The sequence below is a fragment of the Nostoc sp. genome, from assembly GCF_036917775.1.
Lineage (GTDB): Bacteria > Cyanobacteriota > Cyanobacteriia > Cyanobacteriales > Nostocaceae > Nostoc.
On sequence record NZ_JBALEQ010000015.1, the window covers coordinates 109213 to 131210 of the forward strand.

At 40.6% G+C, this 21998-nt stretch carries 17 protein-coding genes and 1 riboswitch; of the genes, 5 read left to right on the top strand and 12 right to left on the bottom strand.

All coding sequences use genetic code 11. The features are described 5' to 3' along the window. Positions 1 to 26 precede the first annotated feature (26 nt). Positions 27 to 419 (top strand): nuclease A inhibitor family protein, encoded by a 393-nt coding sequence (locus tag V7K69_RS02090; RefSeq protein ID WP_335030955.1) that lies wholly within the window; start codon positions 27 to 29, stop codon positions 417 to 419. Between the two features lie 80 nt (positions 420 to 499). On the opposite strand, the gene V7K69_RS02095 is transcribed toward V7K69_RS02090, so the two are convergent. Together V7K69_RS02095 and V7K69_RS02100 are read right to left on the bottom strand one after the other, a co-directional pair. Further along, positions 500 to 1339, bottom strand: coding sequence for a DNA/RNA non-specific endonuclease (locus V7K69_RS02095; protein ID WP_335030957.1), 840 nt, complete (start codon positions 1337 to 1339; stop codon positions 500 to 502). A gap of 320 nt (positions 1340 to 1659) precedes the next feature. Beyond that, on the bottom strand, positions 1660 to 2157 hold the full coding sequence (locus tag V7K69_RS02100) for a DUF6174 domain-containing protein (RefSeq protein ID WP_335030959.1): 498 nt from the start codon (positions 2155 to 2157) through the stop codon (positions 1660 to 1662). Between the two features lie 422 nt (positions 2158 to 2579). Between V7K69_RS02100 and V7K69_RS02105 the strand changes: the two genes are divergently transcribed. After that, positions 2580 to 2774: a DDE transposase family protein gene (locus tag V7K69_RS02105; RefSeq protein ID WP_335030961.1), complete on the top strand. Its 195-nt coding sequence runs from the start codon at positions 2580 to 2582 to the stop codon at positions 2772 to 2774. 72 nt (positions 2775 to 2846) lie between these two features. Here the strand turns inward: V7K69_RS02105 and ctpC are convergent, their stop codons facing one another. The 3 genes from ctpC to V7K69_RS02120 all read right to left on the bottom strand — a co-directional run bounded on the left by ctpC (position 2847) and on the right by V7K69_RS02120 (position 6961). Next, on the bottom strand, positions 2847 to 4130 hold the full coding sequence (gene ctpC / locus V7K69_RS02110) for a carboxyl-terminal processing protease CtpC (RefSeq protein WP_335030962.1): 1284 nt from the start codon (positions 4128 to 4130) through the stop codon (positions 2847 to 2849). Positions 4131 to 4417: 287 nt separating this feature from the next. Next, positions 4418 to 5644, bottom strand: a complete 1227-nt coding sequence (gene ispG, locus V7K69_RS02115) for a (E)-4-hydroxy-3-methylbut-2-enyl-diphosphate synthase (RefSeq protein ID WP_335030964.1) — start codon at positions 5642 to 5644, stop codon at positions 4418 to 4420. A 345-nt stretch (positions 5645 to 5989) separates the two neighbouring features. After that, the gene (locus V7K69_RS02120) at positions 5990 to 6961 is read right to left on the bottom strand and encodes a glutathione S-transferase family protein (RefSeq protein ID WP_335030966.1); all 972 of its coding nucleotides are present in this window, start codon (positions 6959 to 6961) and stop codon (positions 5990 to 5992) included. Positions 6962 to 7331: 370 nt separating this feature from the next. Between V7K69_RS02120 and V7K69_RS02125 the strand changes: the two genes are divergently transcribed. The 3 genes from V7K69_RS02125 to V7K69_RS02135 all read left to right on the top strand — a co-directional run bounded on the left by V7K69_RS02125 (position 7332) and on the right by V7K69_RS02135 (position 10453). Further along, complete coding sequence (locus V7K69_RS02125; protein WP_335030968.1) at positions 7332 to 7592, top strand: hypothetical protein; 261 nt, start codon at positions 7332 to 7334, stop codon at positions 7590 to 7592. 16 nt (positions 7593 to 7608) lie between these two features. Next, positions 7609 to 9825 carry a PAS domain-containing sensor histidine kinase gene (locus tag V7K69_RS02130; RefSeq protein ID WP_335030970.1) on the top strand — a complete coding sequence of 739 codons (2217 nt, stop codon included), beginning with the start codon at positions 7609 to 7611 and terminating at the stop codon, positions 9823 to 9825. Positions 9826 to 10003: 178 nt separating this feature from the next. After that, a complete protein-coding gene (locus V7K69_RS02135) occupies positions 10004 to 10453 on the top strand; it encodes a hypothetical protein (protein WP_179072637.1) in 450 nt (149 codons plus the stop codon). 349 nt (positions 10454 to 10802) lie between these two features. Here the strand turns inward: V7K69_RS02135 and V7K69_RS02140 are convergent, their stop codons facing one another. The 7 genes from V7K69_RS02140 to V7K69_RS02170 all read right to left on the bottom strand — a co-directional run bounded on the left by V7K69_RS02140 (position 10803) and on the right by V7K69_RS02170 (position 21696). Continuing rightward, complete coding sequence (locus V7K69_RS02140; protein ID WP_335030972.1) at positions 10803 to 13709, bottom strand: NHLP bacteriocin export ABC transporter permease/ATPase subunit; 2907 nt, start codon at positions 13707 to 13709, stop codon at positions 10803 to 10805. Between the two features lie 158 nt (positions 13710 to 13867). Further along, a complete protein-coding gene (locus V7K69_RS02145; RefSeq protein ID WP_335030974.1) occupies positions 13868 to 14815 on the bottom strand; it encodes a PmeII family type II restriction endonuclease in 948 nt (315 codons plus the stop codon). Positions 14816 to 14876: 61 nt separating this feature from the next. Then, on the bottom strand, positions 14877 to 16052 hold the full coding sequence (locus V7K69_RS02150; protein ID WP_335030976.1) for a DNA cytosine methyltransferase: 1176 nt from the start codon (positions 16050 to 16052) through the stop codon (positions 14877 to 14879). Between the two features lie 119 nt (positions 16053 to 16171). Beyond that, positions 16172 to 18391: an NHLP family bacteriocin export ABC transporter peptidase/permease/ATPase subunit gene (locus V7K69_RS02155; RefSeq protein WP_335030978.1), complete on the bottom strand. Its 2220-nt coding sequence runs from the start codon at positions 18389 to 18391 to the stop codon at positions 16172 to 16174. Positions 18392 to 18620: 229 nt separating this feature from the next. Next, the gene (locus V7K69_RS02160) at positions 18621 to 18938 is read right to left on the bottom strand and encodes a four helix bundle protein (protein WP_335030980.1); all 318 of its coding nucleotides are present in this window, start codon (positions 18936 to 18938) and stop codon (positions 18621 to 18623) included. A gap of 66 nt (positions 18939 to 19004) precedes the next feature. Continuing rightward, entirely contained in the window at positions 19005 to 20444 is a 1440-nt protein-coding gene (locus V7K69_RS02165) for an NHLP bacteriocin system secretion protein (protein WP_335030982.1), read from the bottom strand. Positions 20445 to 21078: 634 nt separating this feature from the next. Continuing rightward, positions 21079 to 21696, bottom strand: coding sequence for a universal stress protein (locus V7K69_RS02170; protein WP_335031023.1), 618 nt, complete (start codon positions 21694 to 21696; stop codon positions 21079 to 21081). A gap of 180 nt (positions 21697 to 21876) precedes the next feature. Further along, positions 21877 to 21991, bottom strand: a riboswitch (cyclic di-AMP (ydaO/yuaA leader). Between the last annotated feature and the right edge of the window lie 7 nt (positions 21992 to 21998).

Below are 21998 nucleotides of genomic sequence, written 5' to 3' on the forward strand. Positions count from 1 at the left end.
ATGAGCGTTGCTAGAAACTGATGACTATGAGCGGCGATATTGTCGAAAAACTCAAGGAAGCTAGTACTGGCTTATTAATGATGAGCGAGTCGGATTACCCTTTTGAGGTTGTTCAATGGGAAGGTGCTGCACCTGCAACCCAGGAGAAAATATTACAGCTAACAGGTTCTCAAAACCTGCCAGTAGAAGTAGTAGACTTGGACTATCTATTTCGTAATTGTGCATTTGAGCAAGAGTGGCACAATGAATTACAGAAAAAAGATGTTAAAAGATTTCAAACACTCATTCAGACACTTAAAGATAATCTTAGTGACATCAGCGTTTATCGTGTTGGACAAATAAATATTGACGCTTATATCATCGGACAAACTCAAGACGGTGACTTAGCCGGAGTAGTAACAAAACTGGTTGAAACCTAGTAAGCAGGTTGGAAATTTCTTTAAATAAAAGCCTAGCCATCTGTACAGCTAGGCTTTCTCATTTTTGAAATCATCCAAACTTATAAATTATCAACTTTCGCTTCTATAACAGACTGAATAGATGTTGAAACTTGTGAGAGAAAATTGTATCCAGTTAGGGATTCTAATGAGTCAACACTAACCCGATAGCTTCTCCAATTTGCTGTTCGCACGCCTTGGGCGTTGGGAATATTGACAGCAATAACTCTCGTGCTGGTTGTCACACCAGCAAGACCTGAACCAGGACTATTCAATACAACAATAATTTTCCAAGTTCTGTTTGGGACTTGAACCCGTCCATTAGCTATTGTATAGAACGTTCCGTTAGAACCAGTACCACCCATCCCATATCCACCAGATATGATGTAGAGTTCTTTACCCTGTCCTACTAAAGTTCTGGCATAATCCTCTAAGTTTGCCCAAATTCCCTGATTGTTATCTGGGGCTTGAGCAATCATGTTACTCATCAAAAAGGTGGCAGAATTATTAGTAACACTACTAGTTCTGTCAGCGCTAGGTGTCATGTGACCGCGATCAAACCCACTTCCACTAAAATCGGTAGATTGAACTTGATAACACCCAGAAGGAAGTGTTGTATCAGCTCGAAAAGTATCTTGCCTCGGTGTGCTACCTAACCAACTATTATTTAACTGCCAAGATACCCAATTTGGTCTACCTATTGAGCAGTTGTAACCAATTACATATTGTGGTTTTACCAACAAGTAGTTATTTTGGCTAGAAGTTCCAGCGTTGCTAGGATTGCCAAGAGTTAGGTGAACACTTACTGATGACTGGGCTGGTACAATCTGTGCTAACCCAATTATGAATAAGAACACCGTCACGAATGGCAGTAGAAACTTGAAAATCTTGGTTTTTTTCACGTTTTTGTGCTTTTGATTACAAAAACAGTGTCCAAGTTCTTCGTTTCAATATCAAGTATTCAGTGATACAAAAAAAATATTTTTTAATGATGAATATGTAGTGACAAAATAGCCAGAAATATTTATTCGGTAAGAGTTAACAATTAAAAAATCGGCTTTTGTGATGAGCGATGGCTTAAAATTTTGCATCTCTACACCAAAATTTATACATCTAATTTCTTGAAGAAAATTTGATTCACACCATAAATTAAGGCGATGCCTGCGATGGAAAGCTACGCACTAGATCGCCTTAATCTCTAATTTTATGGTTGCAACGGCGGCTATTTAATTTCCTGAAAATTCTCAATTGTGAGATATATTTCTTCATCAGCTATCTGACTGTTGTAATCTATCTCAATTTTGGTTGGATAGCCGAGTTTAGGGCTGTAACTCACATTCAGGCTGTAGGCTTGACGGTTGATAGCATCTTGAATCACATTAAACAGCTTAGGAATTGTTTTGTAGTTTTGAAAGAATTCTGGATTAACTGCTTGACCTGTAGCTACAGAAGTGATGGAAGTTGTTTGACCATTACGGACTTCAATAACTACTGGCCCCCTAGCGTCGGGTATACAAAAGCATCCATTACTAAATGTATAGCGATAGTTGGAAATATTTTGCTGATTCCACAAATAGCGATTAAATTTTAATCGCCTTAAATCCAAGTTATTATTTTTCGTTGACGATTGCGCTATCTCTATGGGAGATTTGGACATTACTGGTAGGTTAAGGCCGAAAGATAGCAATAATCCGGCACTGATAATGATAGGTAAACGCATATCAATTCACTTAATTTTAAAAGTGTTATATACATTAATTCATCTACTTGTTTAAATAGACTTTATCTTTTGATTAAAATCCATCTGTACTTAGCCAAGATCAAATAACAAATTTGAGGATAGTTTCTAAGCGCATTTATCGCTTGTAAATTAATTCTATGGAAAAATAATATTGCCTAGCTGTGGCAGAAAGAATTTGACTTTAAATTTAGGATAAATCATGCCTGCGGTGGTAAACTACGCAACGCACCAAAATAAAATCAAAAACTCTGAGTAGATAAAATTTGACACTGTTACAACCAATGTCTAAATCATATCCAAATGACCTTAGCAATTAACTTCGGTGCGATCGCAGATGCGCGAAAATGTTTTCTTTATGCTGTAAAATCTTTACTGTAAAAAACAGATTTTTTGTCTCAAGCATGAATGAATCACAAACTTGGTATATTGTCAAGCATTCTGCTGGTAATTGCGAAATTGTTCCCAGCGACAAAATTGGCGACGATAATTTAGAGATTATAGAAAATATAGAACAGTGGGGGCCTTTTAGTTCGCAAGGAGAAGCGATCGCTCGGCGTGTCGGACTTATTAGAGCTGGAAAGTGCCAACCAGTTTAAGTTAGGAGTTAGAAATGATGGTTTTTTATTCCTCAATCCTTACTAATCACTCCTAACTTTATTCTTAACTCTTCATTTTTCTGCTGTGGCTGTGCCCTTAGCAGCAATCTTTTTACTTATCACTTCCACTGCTTTAGCGAATTGTGGGTCTTGTAGGGTAGCGAGTTTATCGCGTTCATGGAGCCATAATTCCTGCATCTGCTCTTTGGTCAACTCTACCTTCACATCGGGATTAATACCTTTGTGATTAATATCCGTACCATTAGGGGTATAGTAATGAGCAATTGTTACCGCCAATCCTGAGCCATCTTCTAAGGGACGTACCGATTGCACTAGTCCCTTACCAAAGGTTTGAGTACCAACCAAAGTAGCACGCTTGTTGTCCTTCAAAGCCCCTGAAAGGATTTCACTGGCACTAGCTGAACCTTTATCTACTAGCACCACCAAAGGTTTATCCGTCAAGGCGCGTCCGTTGGCCTCTTCTTTTTCTGCCTCTCCTTGGCGTTCAACGGTGGAGACAATTTTACCTTTATTTATCCACATCCGGGCAATGTCTACACTGGAGAACAGTAAACCACCAGGATTACCACGTAGATCCAGAATATATCCAGCTACCTTTTTGCTTTCTAAATCCTTGATAGCTGTTTGCATTTCTTTACCAGCATTAGCGCTGAACTGGTTCAGGCGAATGTAGCCAAGATTACCTGCTGGAGTTTGCTTTTGGGAATATTTAACTGGATGAATTTCAATCCGCGCCCGTTTGATGTCTAATTGTTTTATCTGACCGTCGCGCTGAATCGTTAGGCTAACTTGCGTTCCGGCTTCACCTCGAATCAGGGCTACTGCTTGATTAGTATCCATCCCCTTGGTGCTTTTGTTGTCGATTTTAAGGATGACATCTTTTGCCAAAACGCCAGCTTTAAATGCTGGTGTGTCTTCTATTGGCGCAATTACAACCAGTTGCTTAGTTTTTTCATCTTGACTGATAGTGATCCCAATCCCGATCAATTCTCCAGAAGTGTCCACCTGCATATTCTTGAATTCTTCTGGGTTCATAAACCGGGTGTATGGATCATCCAGCTTTTTCAGCATTTCCCGAATAGACTTATAAGCCTCTTGGGGATTACTGTAGGACTTGCTTAAGTACTCCTTACGAACAGCCTGCCAATCTACTTGATTGAAAGTACCATCTACATATTGGCGCTGAACAATTTGCCAAACTTCATCTACTATTTCTTTGGGACTTGCTTTAAATAAAGCCTGACCACGGGAGTGAATGCCAAGGCTAGTAACTGCGATCGTGGAGAGTGTCACCGCCGTAGCACCCAAAACAAGCCTACTTTTTGTAATCACCATAATGACAGCTGCGTCAGAGGGAAAATATATAGTCAGTATGCTCAATCTAACACAGGCTTTCACTGTACAGACCGAGTATGTATTCTTAATTTAAACAAAATACTTGACAATCCGGCGACCTTAGTCGTTATCAATACAAAAGTTTTAAGATTGGGGATTGGGAATTGGGAAGGGGAATTGGGAATTGGGCATGAAGAAGAGACAAAGGATACAAGGAAGATTGGGGAGACGGAGAGACTTGTTCAATAATTCCCCCTTGTCCCCCTGCCCTCTGCTCCCTGCTCCCCTTAAGGTTCTACCCAGCGTTCATCTGCCTTAATGAGGTTAATTAATTCCTCTACACCTTTGTCTTCCGGGACTTTTTTAATTTCTTCTCGACCACGATATAAGGAAATGTAACCAGGTGTTTTGCCAACATAACCATAGTCGGCATCTGCCATTTCGCCGGGGCCATTGACAATGCAACCCATAACTGCTATGTCTAACCCAGTCAGGTGTTTAGTGGCTTCCCGGACTTTGTGTAACACTTCTTCTAGGTTAAACAGAGTGCGCCCACAAGAAGGACAAGCAACGTATTCTACCATTGTTTTTCGCAATCCCAAAGCTTGGAGAATGCTGTAACAGACGGGAATCTCTTTTTCTGGTGCTTCTGTGAGTGAGACGCGAATTGTATCGCCAATGCCATCAGCAAGTAAGGTAGCAATACCAGCCGTAGATTTAATTCGCCCATATTCGCCATCACCAGCTTCGGTAACGCCTAAATGTAGCGGATAATCCATACCCAGTTCATCCATGCGCTTGGCGATCAGGCGATAGGCGGCTAGCATCACAGGTACTCGTGAAGCTTTCATGGAAATTACCAAGTTGCGGAAATCCAAGGATTCACAAATGCGAATGAATTCTATGGCAGATTCCACCATTCCTTCTGGGGTGTCACCGTAGGTAAATAGCATCCTCTCAGCGAGGGAACCGTGATTTACCCCAATTCGCATTGATTTACCTTGATCTCGCAAAGAAACTACCAGAGGTTCTAGAGTTTCGCGGATTTTATCGCCAATTTCGTCAAATTCGGATTGAGTATACTCAGTTCGATTGACGTTGGGCTTTTCAAAGACATACAACCCCGGATTAATCCGCACTTTTTCTATGTGCTTGGAGACTTCCAGGGCGATTTTTAGCCCATTGTGATGGACATCAGCCACAATGGGCACGTCTTGGTAAGTTTTTATTAATTTTTGTTTAATTTCTGCTAAAGCTTTAGCATGAGCCATACTCGGCACTGTGACACGGACAATTTCGCAGCCAATTTCGTGCAGACGACGAATACCAGCTACGGAACCATCAATATCAAGGGTGTCTTCGTTAATCATTGACTGCACTACAACGGGGTAGCCACCGCCAATAGTGACATTTCCTACCTTTACGGGACGGGTTTTACGCCGCTTGATAGTTGTATCAAAGATAGGTTGACTTGATGCAGTATTTGAAGAATCTACTATGGGCAGAGTTTGCATAACCTGATCGGGTAAATTTGCAGTAGCTAAAAATATCAGATTTGATAAATCTCTGTTTCCCAGATTGCCACAGCTAGGGGATCTTTTGGAGGATTATGTAGAAAAAATTGGAGAATTGAGTCAGGCAAAGAATTAAAAACTTTTCTAACTGAGCAGTGTTAGTGAGGTTTAACGACGCGATCGCTCTATTACTGGGTTATAAGTACTACCAAGAATGGCAATCCTATTTGTCTGGTATATTTTCGCTGTTGTGATAGTTGTGTAGCGATATACCAATACGTTTGATACTTGATCGAGATAACTGATTTTGAACCTTGTAAGCTTAATGCCTTTGGCATATCGTAACTACGGCTTACCGAAGCGATCGCGATCGTGCAGTTCGTCAAAATCGATGATTGGCCCCTTGGGTACAATTCGATTTGGATTAATCTCGGTCATACTCATGTAATAGCCACGTTTAATATAGTCTAGATTGCACGTTGCTGTGAATGGCTGACGCTGATATAAATCCTTTACATAATTCCAGAGGTTCGGATAGTCAAGAATTCGCCGCAAGTTGCACTTAAAATGACCGTGATACACTGAGTCGAAGCGATACAGCGTTACAAACATACAAATATCGGCTTCAGTGAGTTGAACGCCACATAAATAGCGCTGCTTGCTCAGAACCGTTTCCCAATGATCTAAACTCTCAAAGAGTTCAGTTACAGCATTTTCGTAGGCTGCTTGTGAAGTCGCAAAACCAGAGCGATATACACCAGCATTGATTGGCATATAAATTGCATCGATCGTTTCATCAATCTTCTGTTGTAGGTCGCGTGGGTATAAGTCTACTTTCTGTGTCGCCAATTCCCCAAACTCTACGTCAAACATCCGCATGATTTCACGAGATTCATTGTTGACGATAGTTTGAGTTTGCCGATCCCACAATACCGGAACTGTGACTCGCCCTGTGTATTTGGGAGCAGCTTTCAGATAAATCTCTGACAAATATTGAGTATGACTCACCGAGTCAGCTATGGCTCCTGATGATGCAGAAAAGCTCCAGCCCAAGTCACCTAGAATTAGATCAGCAATAGAGACTGAGATGGCATCATTCAACCCTTTGAGTTCTCGCATAATTAACGTGCGATGCGCCCACGGACACCCCAAGGAAACGTAGAGGTGATAGCGTCCGGTTTCTGCCTTAAACCCACTAGAACCATCGGCGGTAACGCGATCGCGAAAGGTTGTTGGTATCTCATGGAACTCACCGCTTAAATTCTGCTCATTCTTATCAGTTATCCATTTACCTCCGACCATCATTCTTGATGCCATAATTCTCTCCTAAGCGTGATGGTATAATTCTGCCTTTGCTAGTTTAGTTAAGTCGATCAAAGCGCTATCAAAATAGTCATGCAAGTCATTTTGCTAAATAATAGCGATTATTGTACAGATACAGCAGTTTGTTCGCCCTTGGCGTTCCCGTTCGCGCAGCGTCTCCATCAGGAGAAGGCTACGCACGGTGATTCTGGAGTAATGAGTAATAAGTAATGAGTAAATACCCATTTTTCATCCACTCATTACTTTAAAGCATTGCGTGAAGCACGGGGTTTCAGACCCATATTTTTGATGATTACTACCTGAGATAGAACTGGCGTTAGCCATTTGGGAAGACTAGATATGAAAGCCTTCAAGATTTAGTAGCATGGTTAGTATTCCTGGATACCACGTAACTGAAGAAATCTACAATGGCTCGAGAACCCTAGTTTATCGAGAGTATGGAGAAACTGACTTTTCCCTCAAAGATGATTTTGGTTTTGATGGGAGGCGATATGTCGGATATTTACAAGAGTTTTTAGCGATCGCTCGAAAAATTATAAGGGAAAAACATCGTGGTTCGATCCAATGCAACTCTTCTACAGGGCAAGGTACGGAATTTGAGATATTAATTCCTGTTCAACAGTAAGCAGGAGAAACAAGTCATGCCTAACACAGAATTCGAGCAAGAAATACTTTTTCTTCGTCAGCAAAACGCTCAGTTAAAGGAACAACTGGCAAAATCCACCACAGAATTAAGTGCAGAAATCGCCCAATTAGAACAGAAACTTAGAGAATCAAAACAACTATTAGAAAGTAATAGTGAAGCAGAACTAACTTTCAAGGCTTCTCAAGCAGAATTACTAGCATTGTTTAACGCCATACCAGATGTGATTCTCATCCTTGATGCCGAAGGACGCTACCTCAAAATTGCTCCTAGTGGTGCGCCTTTACTATACCAACCAACTGCGGAACTACTAGGTAAAACTATACACCAGGTGTTGCCTTCTACCTTTACAGACTCTTTCCTCAACTGCATTCAACAGGCACTAAAAACCAAGAAAACTTTCAAAATCGAATATAGATTGCCCATTGGCGATCAAGAAGTTTGGTTTGAGGCGAGTATTGCGCCAATGAGCGAGGACACTGTTATTTGTGTAGCTAGGGATATTAGTAATGTCTACAATGAGCTTCGTCTACGCAAAGCGGCTGAAGCAACCTTAAGTCAGCAAGAAGATCAATATCGTAGCATTTTTGAGACTGTTAATGATGGCATCAGTATTGTTGATTTAGATACTGGTAAGATTGCTGCTGCTAATCCCGCTTTTTGTCAGATGCACGGCTATTCTCAAGCAGAATTTTTCCACTTAAGTCCTACAGATTTTATTCATCCCGATTCTTTTCAGCAATTCGGGAAATTTATCAACACAATCAAAAATGGAGGTGAATTTCACACTCAGGCTGTAGATATTCGTAAAGATGGCACTTATTTTGATATAGAAGTTACAGGCAAACTCTTTAACTACAATGGCAAACCTCATGCACTTTCGGTAGTGCGAGATATTAGCGAACGTAAACAAGCAGAGCAAGAGCAAAGAAGACTACTAACTATTTTAGAAGCCACAACTGATATCGTTGGTATGGCTGATGTAGATGGAAATAATTGCTACCTAAACAAAGCAGGACAGAAGATTTTACAAATTCCAGCCTCAGAAACCAACAAATTTCATATTAGCGAGGTTACAGGACTATCAATATTAGAAAAATTCCAGAATGAAATAATACCTACCGTAGTTCGAGAAGGGATTTGGTCTGGGGAATCTATATTTCGCTGTCGCAATGGTGAAGAGTTTCCAGTTTCCCAAGTGATAATTGCCCACAAAAATGAACAAGGCGAAATAGAATTCTTCTCAACTATTGCCCGTGATATCCGCGATCGCCAACAAATCGAAGCCCAGCTTAGACAACACGCAGAAGATTTAGCCCAAACTCTTCAAGAACTCCAACGTACCCAAGCACAAATGATTCAGGCAGAAAAAATGTCTAGTCTGGGTCAACTCGTGGCCGGAGTCGCCCATGAAATCAATAACCCTGTCAATTTTATCCACGGTAATCTTAGCCACCTTGAAGAACATACCCAAGATTTATTACGGTTAATTAACTCATATCAAATCATTAACTCGCCTGAATTTCAGAACGGTAATTGCTACTCTGATGAAGCAAGCTACACGTTAGCAGACCGACTCAACCCATTGCTGACTTTATGCCAAGAAATTGACCTGGAATATATTCAGAAAGATTTACCAAAAATATTGAATTCAATGAAAGTGGGAACTAAACGCATCCGTCAGATTGTTCTGTCACTGCGTACTTTCTCGCGTATGGATGAAGCCGAGTTTAAAGCTGTAGATATTCACGAAGGCATAGACAGTACCTTAATGATTTTGCAACATCGCCTCAAAGAAAAACCAGAATTTCCCGAAATTAATGTAATCAAAAACTACGGCAGCTTACCTTTAGTAGAATGCTACGCTGGACAACTGAATCAGGTGTTTATGAATATTTTCGCCAATGCTATTGATGCCTTAGAACAAAAAACAGACAATGAAGTTTCTCTACCCAAAATTACCATACATAGCACCTTAATAGATTCTAATTGGGTCAAAATAACAATTGCCGACAATGGTTTAGGGATGCCAGAAGGAGTTGAAAAGCAGGTTTTTAATCCCTTTTTTACCACCAAGCCTGTGGGTAAGGGAACAGGTATGGGAATGTCTATTAGTTATCAAATTATTACCGAAAAACATGGTGGCAAATTGGAGTGTTACTCAAAACCAGGTCAAGGAACAGAGTTTGTGATTAAAATTCCAATTCGGCATTAGATATTTGAGATGACCTACGCTAGCACTAGCCTTTTCCTATTGTCGATCAACTTAATAGTACCCTTGAGGGTACTATTAAATGCGTTTTTTAGTTGATATCGTAGCTTTTGAGTACAGCGATGGAGACAATATTTGCTCTAGCTGGCATTAAAAATTACAGGTTCAACAAAAAATGATTATGAATTCACTCAAGAAGTCCATGCGCTTAACCAAGATTTTAGCATTTGCTCTATCATTTCTGATTTTTTGTTTCTCTACAGAAGCGATCGCAGCACCAAGCACCCTTGCTACCTTAATTATCACGGAAAAAGCGGCAATTACTGGAGGCAAGTTCAGTATTGACACAACAACAACTCCTTTGCCAGCGACAACAGTTATTCGCTCTGCTAAACTTTTTTTACCGGCTGGTGAAACCGGAACAATCAATAAGATTCAAATTACTGGCCCCAATGGACTTGAATTTGGTTGTCAAGATATTAAGGTGAAGAACGGTGTTGATTTAATTAAAGCCTGTGGTGGCCCTGCTGTTTTAGAAGCTGGAGGAGCAATTACTTATGTAGCTGAAGGAAGTGGTTTTGCACCAAAGCTTAACACCAAATTAAAAGTAGTTTTATCGGATGAATTTTAGGCACTGATTTTAACCTGAGTTACAACCAATAATTGTTAACTTAACTATAGGGGTAAAGGTTTTTTCTTTACCCTTTTTCTCTTTGCTTTTTCCCCACAACTCGAAAATTATTGATTGCCTAAGTAGCTAGGCATAAATGAATTTAAAGTTTGTAGTAAAGACTTTATTCCTGATAATCCTTTCTCTGAGCGATAAATCGCTGACTACAAACTAAGAGTTTATGAAGAAGGGGAAGGGGGAAAGGTAAAAACCGTACTGCGTCCCGCTCCGCTAACGCCCGCAAGTGGCGCGACAATCATCATCCCTTTCCCCTTTCCCCTTTAACCTTTTCCCTTTTATTTTATATTTGTTATGACTGCCGAACTACAAGTCGGGCAAATAACCCTTCTTCTGCAATCAATTTTGAGAAATTACCCATCTGTACTACATTACCTGCATCAAGAACATAAATGCGGTCTGCATGACGAATTGTGCTAAGGCGATGGGCAATCACTACTCTGGTAGCATTTAATTTGGCTAAACTTTCAGTCACAATTGCCTGGGTGCGATTATCCAGAGCGCTGGTTGCCTCATCCATTAAAATAATTTTGGGCTTTGTAACTAGCGATCGCGCAATCAATAATCTTTGCCGTTGTCCCCCAGAAAGATTAGTACCACCCTCAGCAATGATAGTGTGCATTCCCATCGGCATTTGCTTGATATCATCAGCAAAGCCTGCCATCTGTGCGGCTTCCCAAGCTTCTTCTAGAGAAACCAAAGCTCCGGCGGTGATATTATCAAAAACTGAGCCAGTCCCAAATTTGCCATTTTGCAATACTACTCCCAACTGTCTGCGTACAGCCTGAAGTTCCAAATCTGCTAAGTCTTTGCCATCATAGTAGACACTGCCTGTTAATGGGGTCTCAAATCCCAGTAACAACCGGAATATCGTTGATTTACCACTTCCAGAAGGGCCAATAATCGCTACAAATTCTCCTGGTTCAGCATGGAAACTGACATTATTGAGAATTAAGTTGCCATGTTCCGAGTAGCGAAAACTAACATTTTCTAGGGCAATACGACCACTTAATTGACCAGGGTTAACTTTGGTTGAGCCATCTTCAGGCTGCGATCGCCAAATCGGTTTTGCCCGTTCCCATATTGGTACAATACCCCAAATCTCAGATACAGTATTGCTCAGGTCAATTATCCCTTTAATGAAAATTGTCAAAGCATAGTTAAAAGCAACAAATATACCAAGTGTGAGGCGTGGCTGCATCAACAGCATCGCCAATCCGAAAAGCAATATAGAACTGACTAAGGGTAGTGCTTCATTGAACACAGACATACCATCTTTAATCTGTTGCCAATTCGCCTTTAGCCGGATTTGCTGGCTATACTTTTTTGCCCAAGCAGCAAATGCCCGTTCTTCTGCCATTGCTACCCGCAGTTTGGCAACACCGTTGATTAGTTGGACAGTGAGTCCCTGAATCGCGCCATTGAGTTCTTGCTGTTTACGGGATTTCTTCACCAAGCGGAAACTTGCAACTGTCGTAACCACAGCAGCAAAAATTGCTAAACCCACTCCCACCAGCGCTAATTGCCAGCTATAAATAAACATCAACACTAAATTGAGTAAGGCAAAAACCCCACTCAACAACGTTTTTTGGGTAGCACCGGTCAGTTTTTGATGAATTTCCCTCACCGCCATAACGCGGTTAACTAAGTCTCCGGCAGTATACTGACGAAAAAACCTCGGACTTAATCTCAGCAGACGATCCCAAATAGCTGGCTGTAATACGCTATCAGTGGCGCTTTCAACTCGGAGGGTAATAATACTTTGGGCAATTTGAAAAGCTAGCTGTCCAAAGGCAACTGCAAACATTACTAATCCTATTTGCCATAGTAAAGCGCGATCGCTATCTGGAATGGCATTATTGATTAAAATTGCTGTTGCTTGTGGTGCAACCATTCCCAATATCGTCCCCAGTAGCCCCACTACTAAAATACTAGCGATGTCTTTTTCGTAACCTTTCACTCCAAACCGAAGTAAATCGATGGCTTTGAGTGCAACTTGGGGCAACGGTCGATACAGAACGTAGGCAGATGTTGTCAGTGTTTTTGCTACTGCCTCATTTACGGGGATGCGAGTTCGCGCAACTGGATCAAAGATGACATAATCGCGCTTATCTGTGGGTAACAAAGCTACTGGGCACTTTTCTAATTGGGTATAAGCTAACATCGGCCCTTGATCTTGCTGCCACCAGCCACTTGCCAAAGTCACACGCCGGACACGAATTTGCGATGATTGGGCGATCGCTGCCACAGGGTCTTTAATTGAACTAAAATTATCTGCTGCTGGACGAATCTCAATTCCTAATGTCCGTCCAATTGCTCCCATTGCTACCAATAAAGGCGGCCCCTCTTGAGATACAGCTTCTTGCTGTGGTTGCAATACTGTTGCTAAGTCAGAGAGTGCGCCCTCGATTACTTGCTGATTAAGTTGCTCTCTTTGCTGAAACTGCCGAAATTCTGCTTCTGCTTGTTTGTTTGCTAGCAAACTCAAGTAGTGAAAAAAATAAGTATGTAAACATACTAAACTACTGAGTATTTCTTCGTAATTTGGTAAATCTGCGGTTGTTAATACTTGTCCAATAACTGCATTTTCTGCCTCCAGCCACATCGCACTCGTAAGGGGAAAAGCTGGCGAGGCCGGATTCAACGTTAGTTCCTCAACTCCCATCCAGCTAACATTACCTTGCTGCAACTTTACCCACACAAGTGTTTGTTGCCACAAATGTAGTGCCTCACCAGTCGATAATGAAAAATCCTGTCCCGATGTCTGCACAATGTTTAATGGCGTTGTCAAAACTGTTTGCTGGGCATTAAGAGACTGACTTAAATGATTTACCCAAGCTTCTAAAAGTTCTATAGCTTGAGAGTCAGCCGCTGCAATTCCCTGAACCAAATCAACCATTGACATCTGGCATAATTGGGTAGGTTCAATTGCGATCGCTACAAAACTCCACTTGCTTTCTTTCGGTAACAAAGCTGCACTAAACAATGCTTCTCCAGCGTTGGCATGAAACAGATAGCGGCGCTGCTCCCTTAGTAAACTGTTATCAAGGCAGTCTTCCTCCTGCCTCCTGCCTCCTTCAACAACTCCAGTCGCAAATACAGCTAATGCCCCAGACTGCACTATCCATAGCGTTTCTGAGTCATTTAACAATACTGGTTCGTTTGCCTGAAAGGAGTACAGTTTATACAAAGGATTCACCTGCGGGCTACTCGTTACTCAATTAATGAAATATTTTATGGGCTAGAAGTCTTTTGCTATGCTAGTACTCTTATTTCGTACATAGCGTTCTATAGCTCAAATTAATTTTTGTATAATTTAAGACAAATATATTATTTATTGCTATTTAAAATTTAGCATTAAAAAATGCTATTAATGTAATTCGATACTCCCTGATGACCATCTCCAAAGTCTTGTATAAATTCATCAGTTACTCTATTTGCACAACTATCTATCTCTTCGGCAAGGGAATTTTGATGCAGTATTTGATGCGCTGATTTACGTAAAACCTCAAATAATTTAGAACTGTAATCAGAGTCTTCGCTCAAGAAATTCCACAGTTCTTTACCAATCAAAGTTTGCATTTCCCAATCAGGTAGTATTTGTTTTAATAGACCAATTGTTACTGTTTTACTTGTTCTTTTACCATAAGTAAATCCTATATACGCTTTATCCCCTTCTTTAACCTTTTCTTGAATTTTTTCAGCCCAGTAAACTACTTGGTCTTTATCCATATTGTTGGGGCCGCTTTTTATTTGCAGCCAAAATTTTTCACCATCACTCGTAGTTTTAACCAAATCCCATCCTGATTTATTAGGAGCTTTTTCAACAGTATCAGAACTAGTAAGTAACAGGTCTTCTATAAAAAATCCCATAGATGTAACGATTGAGCGAGTAGCCGCCATATAAACATTTAATCTGACAACTGCATCTGGAGTATCTAGATTAAGCGCTCTAATTAAAAATGGGTTAGGATTTAAGTTCTTTAAAGATAGGTTTCTAACCATATTTAGTTGTTTTTGGGTGAATACCCTACTAATAATGGCTAAATAATTTTCGGCAACTGTAAGTTCTGCTGATAAAGAGCCTGATTCCCTATATCTAGACAAATTAGTAATTTCTTCGTCTGTTAACTTTAAAACGCTTTTACCAGATATACTCTTGAGGTTTTTGAGATTTTCTTCTTCAAATTCTAAGAAATCTTTTATATCTGCAAAATATGAGGCAAGAGAACGTGCTTTGTTGAGTGTAAAACCTACCTCATTTTTTAGAGTGTATGCTAACATTTCATGAAACTGTTCGGACACTTCCTTTTATCCTAAATCTAATAAAATAAATCTAATAAAACTAAATTTTTAAAAAGTTCAACTAAAAAAGTGAAAGCTGTTCAAAAACATTTGTTGATTCTGGTTTTTCATTTTTGATTATTTTAGATAAATATTGTCCTATTGCGTGAGACAGTTTAACCGGAACAGAATTACCTATTTGTCTATATCTAGACGATAGAGAACCATAAAATACCCAAGTATCAGGAAAAGTTTGAATTCTTGCATATTCTCGTACACTCAGAGGTCGTAATTCAACAGGATGACACATATCTGTAGCTTTTTGATGTGGGCTTGTTGTCACCGTAGGAGAGGGTTTATCCCAAGACAATCTTCTATAAAATCCAACTTTGCCACCCCCAGATTTGTAAGCACCTCCCATTGCTTCAGGCTTTAATTCATCTGGTAAATGTCTCCAGTTTTGACCTTCTTTCAATAAAGCAAGATATTTTAGACGTTGTTTTGAATAATGGATGTATTCTGGATGTAGGTCGGATAAATTAGACAGAGCATCTCTAAGAGTTCGCCATTTCCGAAGTCCTTTTAAGCCATTTTTATCATGAGTTGGTTTAGGAAAAGTTAAAATTTCACCATTTTTTGAACCAATAAATATTACTCTCGCTCTGGTTTGCGGTACACCATAATCAGCAGCTTGCACTAGCATAGGAGGAGCAACTTCATAACCGATTGCTTTCATTTGAGATAATACAACCTTAAGGGCTGCACCCTCAATTTCATCTGGTTCTAAAAGAGGGTATCCAACACCTCTTTGATTATGAGGTCTATGCCGAATCGGAGATGAAAGTAATCCTTTGACGTTCTCCATTAAAAAAAAACGAGGTTGAATTTCTTTCACAATGCGAATGAAATCCATAAATAAACTTCCTTGTGGATCTATAACAGAACCACGCTTACCCGCAGTGCTGAATGGCTGACAGGGCGGCCCTCCTGTTACTAGGTCTACTTCACCAGGTAAAAGAGGTCTATCAAGTTTTAAAACACGTCCTCCCTCTTCTAGCAATGTTTGTGCTGAAATCTGCCTAATATCCCTTGGTACAGCACTTTCGCTAAGGTGGGGGCGGTTCAGAGTAATAGTTTTTGTTGCATCAGCATCTATTTCAACTACGCTGACAGTATAAAAACCTGCTTCTTCTATACCCAAATCAAGACCGAAAGCTCCTGCAAACAGAGCAATGGATATTAATTGGTTATTAATCACTTTTTCCTCAGATTTTCAAAATCAATTTTACTCACATTTAAACCTAATAGATTTTTATAATTCCCACAAAACTGTCTGGGTGAGTATTTTTACATTGTCGTCTAAATTTTTTACAAATACTAACTTGTCTCTGCTGCGTGGAGTAGGCGAACATAAGTTCCGCCTTGCTGCCATAATTCCTCATGGGTACCACTTTGGACAATTTTACCTTGGTCTAGAACAATAATTTTATGGCAATCACGAATTGTACTAAGGCGGTGGGCTACGACAATACAAGAGCAACCACGCTGTTGCAAGTTACGGTTAATCATCAATTCGGTTTCCACATCCAGGGCGCTGGTTGCTTCATCCAGTACTAATATTGTGGGATTTCTCACCAAAGCGCGGGCAATTTCTAAACGTTGGCGTTGCCCACCACTAATATTCATACCGCCTTCAATCAATTCAAAGTCATATTTGGCAGGCATAGAAGCGATCGCATCATGAATGGCTGCATCCTGACAAGCTTGCACCAAATCAGCTTCTGGCACAGTTGAATCCCAAAGAGTGATATTATCTCGCACAGTCCCCGCAAATAAAAAGATATCCTGCTCAACCATTGCCAATGAGTTAGCCAACACAGAACGTTTAATTTGCGATCGCTCTACACCATCAAAGCAGATTTCCCCTCCCCAAGGTTGATAAAGACCACAAATTAATTTAGCAATTGTAGATTTCCCTGAACCACTTCCCCCCACAAGCGCTATGCGTTGTCCGGGTTGAACAGTTAAGCTAAAATTCTCAACTAAGGCAGGTTCCACGCGACTGTAGCCAAAGGTGATATTTCGTAACTCAATATGTCCCTGTAATTGCCAGAAAGATGAAGAAATAATTTCTCCCCCTTCTCCCCCTTCTCCCCTTGCCCCCTGCCTCTCCTCCACTTCCAAATCAACGGGATTTAGCAGCACATCATCAAGACGATTTAAATCAGCTTCTAAATCTTGGAGTGTGCTGCCAAAATTAACGAGGCTATTGACTGGTTCTAAGAAACTTAGGGTTAAACTTTGGTAGGCAACCAGCATTCCAATACTGAGATTGCCCTTCATTACCTGTAAACCACCAACCAGCAAAATAGAAGCTGTGGTTAGGGCTGTCAAAATTGTGGGTAATGTGGTGAGAATTTGAGTTTGTAAGCCTAATTGTTGTTGGGCATTGAGCGCTTTAGCGTAATAACCCGCAAACCGAGCAAATAAATCTGACTCTAGCCCAGAAGCTTTGATGGTTTCTATGGTTTGGATGCCACTAACTGTTACGCCACCGACTTTGCCATATTCTTGAGCCAAGCGGATATTGGCATCTACACGAGTTTGGGATAAAAATAAGAGGGCGAAAATATTGATTAAAGCAAAACCAACTGCGATCGCACTCAATAATTGGTCATACTGAATCATTATCAGTAGGTAAAAAACCATCATTACTGCGTCAATTAATGTGGTTGCCAAAGGCCCTGAGAGTGCTTCCGCCACTCGGTCATTTAGTTGCACCCGACTACTGATTTCCCCAGCAAAACGTTGGTCATAAAACCCAATAGGCAATCGCAGGATATGCCAGAGAAATAGTCCTGATGTGCTGACTGACAACTTAACCATCAATCGCCGCAGATAAGTCAGCCGCAGTCTCGCAAGGAATGCCCGCAATATAGTAGTTAACAACATCCCTAACAATAAAGGTCGTAACCAATCTTGCCGGTCTTGGACTAAAATTTCATCGATAAAAACTTGAGCAAAGGCTGGCACCGCTAACCGAGGCAATGTTAACAACAACCCAGCCAGCAAACAAAACAAGATAGTAACTCGTGAGTTTTGTAAACGGGTAGTTAAAGCCGAGATAATGTGATTTTTTTTGCCGCCCTTCTGGAAGCCCGTTCCTGGTTCCATTTTCAGTACAACACCAGTGTATGCGCGATCGAACTCTTCCCAACTAACTGTTCTCCGACCACTGGCAGGATCGTTCAGGTAGACGCGTTTTTTGCTATATCCTTCTACCACGAGAAAATGGTTAAAATTCCAAAAGGCAATGTAGGGAAGACGGGTAGCTGTCACCTTTTCCAGAGGCAGTTTTAAACCTTTAGCATTGAGTCCATAGTTTTTGGCAGCTTTGACGATATTAAAAGCTTTACTTCCATCCCGCGAGACACCGCATTCTTCACGCAGTTTAGCCAGTGGCACAATCCGGCCGTAATAGCTAAGAATTATTCCCAAAGCAGCCGCACCACATTCGACCGCTTCCATTTGCAAAAGTGTAGAAGTGCGGACACGATTTGGTTTAAATTTTGGAATTGGGAATTGGGGATTGGGCATGGGGAAGGGCAAAGGGGAAAGGGGAAAGGGGAAGGGGGAAGATTTTATTATTTTAATGACTGATTTATGGATTGAATTTGATTAGATAGCATACGGCTCAACTCCATAGCTTGATTATGAAGTTGTGTATAAGTCAATACAGTTCAGTTAAGCATCTCTTTCTTCTCTCTGCGTTCTCTGCGCCTTGGCGGTTCGTTAAAAAAACGACTTTGGTAACAGAGTTTTAGCCTTAACTGAACCGTATTGGTGTATAAGTTGGTTGGTCTAAATAGCCCACTTCTAAGGCTACTCTTAAAAGACTGCGAACTTCCCCGGCAGATCCTTTGGCAATATTTAGAAAGTTTAAGTATTCTTTGCGAGAATATCGTTCAAATCCTTCAGCAATATTTGTAGGTATTGATACACTAGCACGTCTTAATTGATCCCTTAAACCAAAGTCTCTATTGAGTTCACCGTCCTTAGTTATTAAGTATATTTCCTTAACTAAGTCAATACTTTTTTGCCATACTCTTAAATCCTCAAAAGTTTCAATTTTTTTCCTTTCCATTCCTTTCCCCTTTACCCCTTTCCCTTTCCCCTTATCCTAGTGACATTCTATTCTCTCATTCCCAAATTAATAAATTCCCGTCCAAGATCGCAGCATAGGAATAATATAAGAAATCGGTGCTTTTTCGCCAACTTTTACTTGAACAGAGGTAGTTGTGCCAGAAGATATTTTTAAAGCTGGGCCATCAGAAGATGACCATTTGTAGCCACTGACTGATGTAGGGTTTTCTTGGAGTTGGACAAAAGCTTGCACCTGAGCTTCACCTTTACCCGCAAGACTGGCAGCCATTTCTTTGTTACCAACGATCGCTGTAATATCTTGTGTACTTACCGGAAATGAAGAAATATCTGCGATCGTTCCGACAATACCACCTTCGCGCTCACGCTTGGCAAAACTGGGAGTCACCTGTACAGCCATCCCTGGCTTGATTTGCTTACCATCTTTATTAGCAAAGTAAACAAGGCTCATAAGTTTTGAATTTGCTTCTTCAGCTTCGATTGACCCTAAGCGAGTACCCGGATTCATTATTTGACCAGGAACAACACTCACTTCCAAAATATGACCATTGTATTTGCTAATAATTCTACTTTCTTGAGATAGTTGCAATTCTAATTGGGCTATACGGCGCTTTACTTCCCGAATTTTATTTGTTTTGTCAATTGATTGCTTCAGGTCTTGCTCACGTAATTTAGTATTTTGAGTATTCAGGTCTTTAATTTTCGTTTTAATTTCGTCAATTCTATTAAGATTTTCCAGATATTCTCGTTGTGTAGTGGTTTCTTGGATTTCGAGATCCTTGAGTTGTACATCAATATCTGACAGTTCGCTTTGAGTGTTAAAATATTCCTGTTCAGCTTGCACCAACATATCTTGGCTGATGACGTGCTGTTCAAAAAGGTGACGACGATTATCAACTCGTCCTTTAAGAGTTTTGAGTAAGTAATTAATTTGTTGTTTGCGAGAGTTAATGCTTTGACGTTTTTGAGCGATCGCTCTTAGTGTTTGATCGCGTAACTTTGGCGCATCTTGCTCTCGACGCAAATTATTTTCCAAATCCATTCTCTGCTGTCCAAGAGTAATGATTTGTTGGTCAATTAGCAGCTTTTGTAACCTGTCAGTCTCTTGATTTTGGGTTTGCAATTGCTGCAACTTTACTTGCTCTTGCTGTAGTTGCTGCTTTCGCGCTGATTGGTCGATAATACCCAGTACATCACCTTGTTTAATAACATCTCCCGCCTTTACCTTCAGAGTTAGTAGCGGGCCAGAACTGGGTGCTTGAAATTCCACAACATGGTGCGGTTTAATCAAGATACCTTGACCTGTGACAGTCAGGGGAATTCTGCCGAACACACTCCAAAGGCCAGCTAAAGCAACTACAAAACTCATGGTAGATAAAGTCAACCAAGCTTGAGGCTTGACTACATTTATCGCTTGATCCAGTTGTTCTGGTGAAGATAAGCGCTCTAGGGCTTCTTGGCGAAAGATATGGCTGTGTTTGAGTTGCATTGTTCTCCTTCTTGCTGATGGCACTCAAAGCCTCAAGTCTTCTAGACTTCTAAGATTAAAGTGCGATCGGGGAGAACTAGGGGAGAAAGAAGGGAAGCGATCGCATCTACTACCAAGATTACATACCAAAATCCCTATTAGGGATTGAAACTTGTAGGCTTACAGTTCTTCTCGCATAATCACAGAAATTAATTGATTCCGATTCTTCCAATAAATCCTAAAATCACTATCAAATGTGAGCAATTCACTTTCAGTTGCCAGTTCTACCATCCTCACCAAACACGCATCCGCTAACGACATTGGAACGGGAGCATCCACTTTTGGAAGATATACAAAATAAGGGAGAATGTAAAAGGAGATAAAAAGAGTGCATCAACTACTATGAGCCAAGATAGAGAAGAACAAATAAAAGCCTATGCTCCCAATAATGCCGCGATGGTGAGATGTACCCATTCCGTCATCACTAAGATAATGACGCTGATGAATGTAATCACGCTAAGGATTGCTTGCCAGTTTTCCACATCTTACTCCTGAAGTTTTATTGGTTGCATAGTAGCGAAAAAAGCCACCTAGTTTTAGGTGACTTCTCTATGATTACAATTGGATAAAAATTACTGGAATTTTAAACAGCCGATTATTCATCAATACAACTGGGAATACCCAAAACGGCACAGGGAAAATTGGAACCTAATGCTTCAATCATTGGATGACTAACAGATTGGCAACCAAGAAACAGAATATCGGCGGTTTCTGATTCAACAACTTTGTGAAGTTCTTTGGAAATGCTGCCAAACCGCAAATGAGATTTGAAGCAACCTTGCCATTCTTCAGCCAGACTTCGAGCTTGCCAGAGAATTATATCTGCTTGTTGCAAGGGAGTTACCACTGTCTGCAATTTGGGTTGAGTTAACACCTGTGTAACAGACTTTGACACTTCACTAACTTGACATTCTAATGAAGGCTGTTGTGGAAAGTTCAAGATATTTGGATATTGACTGCTTTGATTGTCTTCTACCACATAAACAGCTTGAACAGTAACTTCTGCATTAGTAGCTAAACGAGTTTGGTGGGCAATCCAGAAAGCAATATCTAGTGCCGTATGACTGTTGGGAGATGCGTTGTATGCAACAATTAAGTTAACTGCTTTTGCTTCTTGAGGTTTTTTAAAAAAAGGTTGTTTTGGTTCTGGCAGGAGTACCATTTGTTCAATTAAGTCATCTCGACCTGTGGCACTTTGCAGACGTGCTAACATTGGCTTGATTTGCACAGCTTTACTTCTCCCAATGAAATGAATTAGTAATGAGAAAGAAGCAGGGGGACAAATTTTAGATTTTTAGATTTTGGATTTTAGATTGAGTAACGATAACCAAAATTGCAAATCTTAAATCAGTCCAGGAAACCCCAATAATAACTGTATTACAGCCAAAGTCTTGGGGGTTCCTTCCATTGCCTACGGAGTTAGCTGACGGGCTAAGACTGGAAGGTGTCTCTCGTAAGATTAGCCCCAAACATTGGTTCCTCCGTTCCAAATTCAGCTTTCATGAATTTGAATTA

Excerpts from the sequence above, each read along its gene's own strand:
- V7K69_RS02090 (WP_335030955.1), top strand. The coding sequence starts at position 27 with ATGAGCGGCGATATTGTCGAAAAACTCAAGGAAGCTAGTACTGGCTTA.
- V7K69_RS02100 (WP_335030959.1), bottom strand. The coding sequence starts at position 2,157 with ATGCGTTTACCTATCATTATCAGTGCCGGATTATTGCTATCTTTCGGC.
- V7K69_RS02105 (WP_335030961.1), top strand. The coding sequence starts at position 2,580 with ATGAATGAATCACAAACTTGGTATATTGTCAAGCATTCTGCTGGTAAT.
- ctpC (WP_335030962.1), bottom strand. The coding sequence starts at position 4,130 with ATGGTGATTACAAAAAGTAGGCTTGTTTTGGGTGCTACGGCGGTGACA.
- ispG (WP_335030964.1), bottom strand. The coding sequence starts at position 5,644 with ATGCAAACTCTGCCCATAGTAGATTCTTCAAATACTGCATCAAGTCAA.
- V7K69_RS02120 (WP_335030966.1), bottom strand. The coding sequence starts at position 6,961 with ATGGCATCAAGAATGATGGTCGGAGGTAAATGGATAACTGATAAGAAT.
- V7K69_RS02125 (WP_335030968.1), top strand. The coding sequence starts at position 7,332 with ATGGTTAGTATTCCTGGATACCACGTAACTGAAGAAATCTACAATGGC.
- V7K69_RS02130 (WP_335030970.1), top strand. The coding sequence starts at position 7,609 with ATGCCTAACACAGAATTCGAGCAAGAAATACTTTTTCTTCGTCAGCAA.
- V7K69_RS02135 (WP_179072637.1), top strand. The coding sequence starts at position 10,004 with ATGAATTCACTCAAGAAGTCCATGCGCTTAACCAAGATTTTAGCATTT.
- V7K69_RS02155 (WP_335030978.1), bottom strand. The coding sequence starts at position 18,391 with ATGCCCAATCCCCAATTCCCAATTCCAAAATTTAAACCAAATCGTGTC.
- V7K69_RS02160 (WP_335030980.1), bottom strand. The coding sequence starts at position 18,938 with ATGGAAAGGAAAAAAATTGAAACTTTTGAGGATTTAAGAGTATGGCAA.
- V7K69_RS02165 (WP_335030982.1), bottom strand. The coding sequence starts at position 20,444 with ATGCAACTCAAACACAGCCATATCTTTCGCCAAGAAGCCCTAGAGCGC.
- V7K69_RS02170 (WP_335031023.1), bottom strand. The coding sequence starts at position 21,696 with ATGTTAGCACGTCTGCAAAGTGCCACAGGTCGAGATGACTTAATTGAA.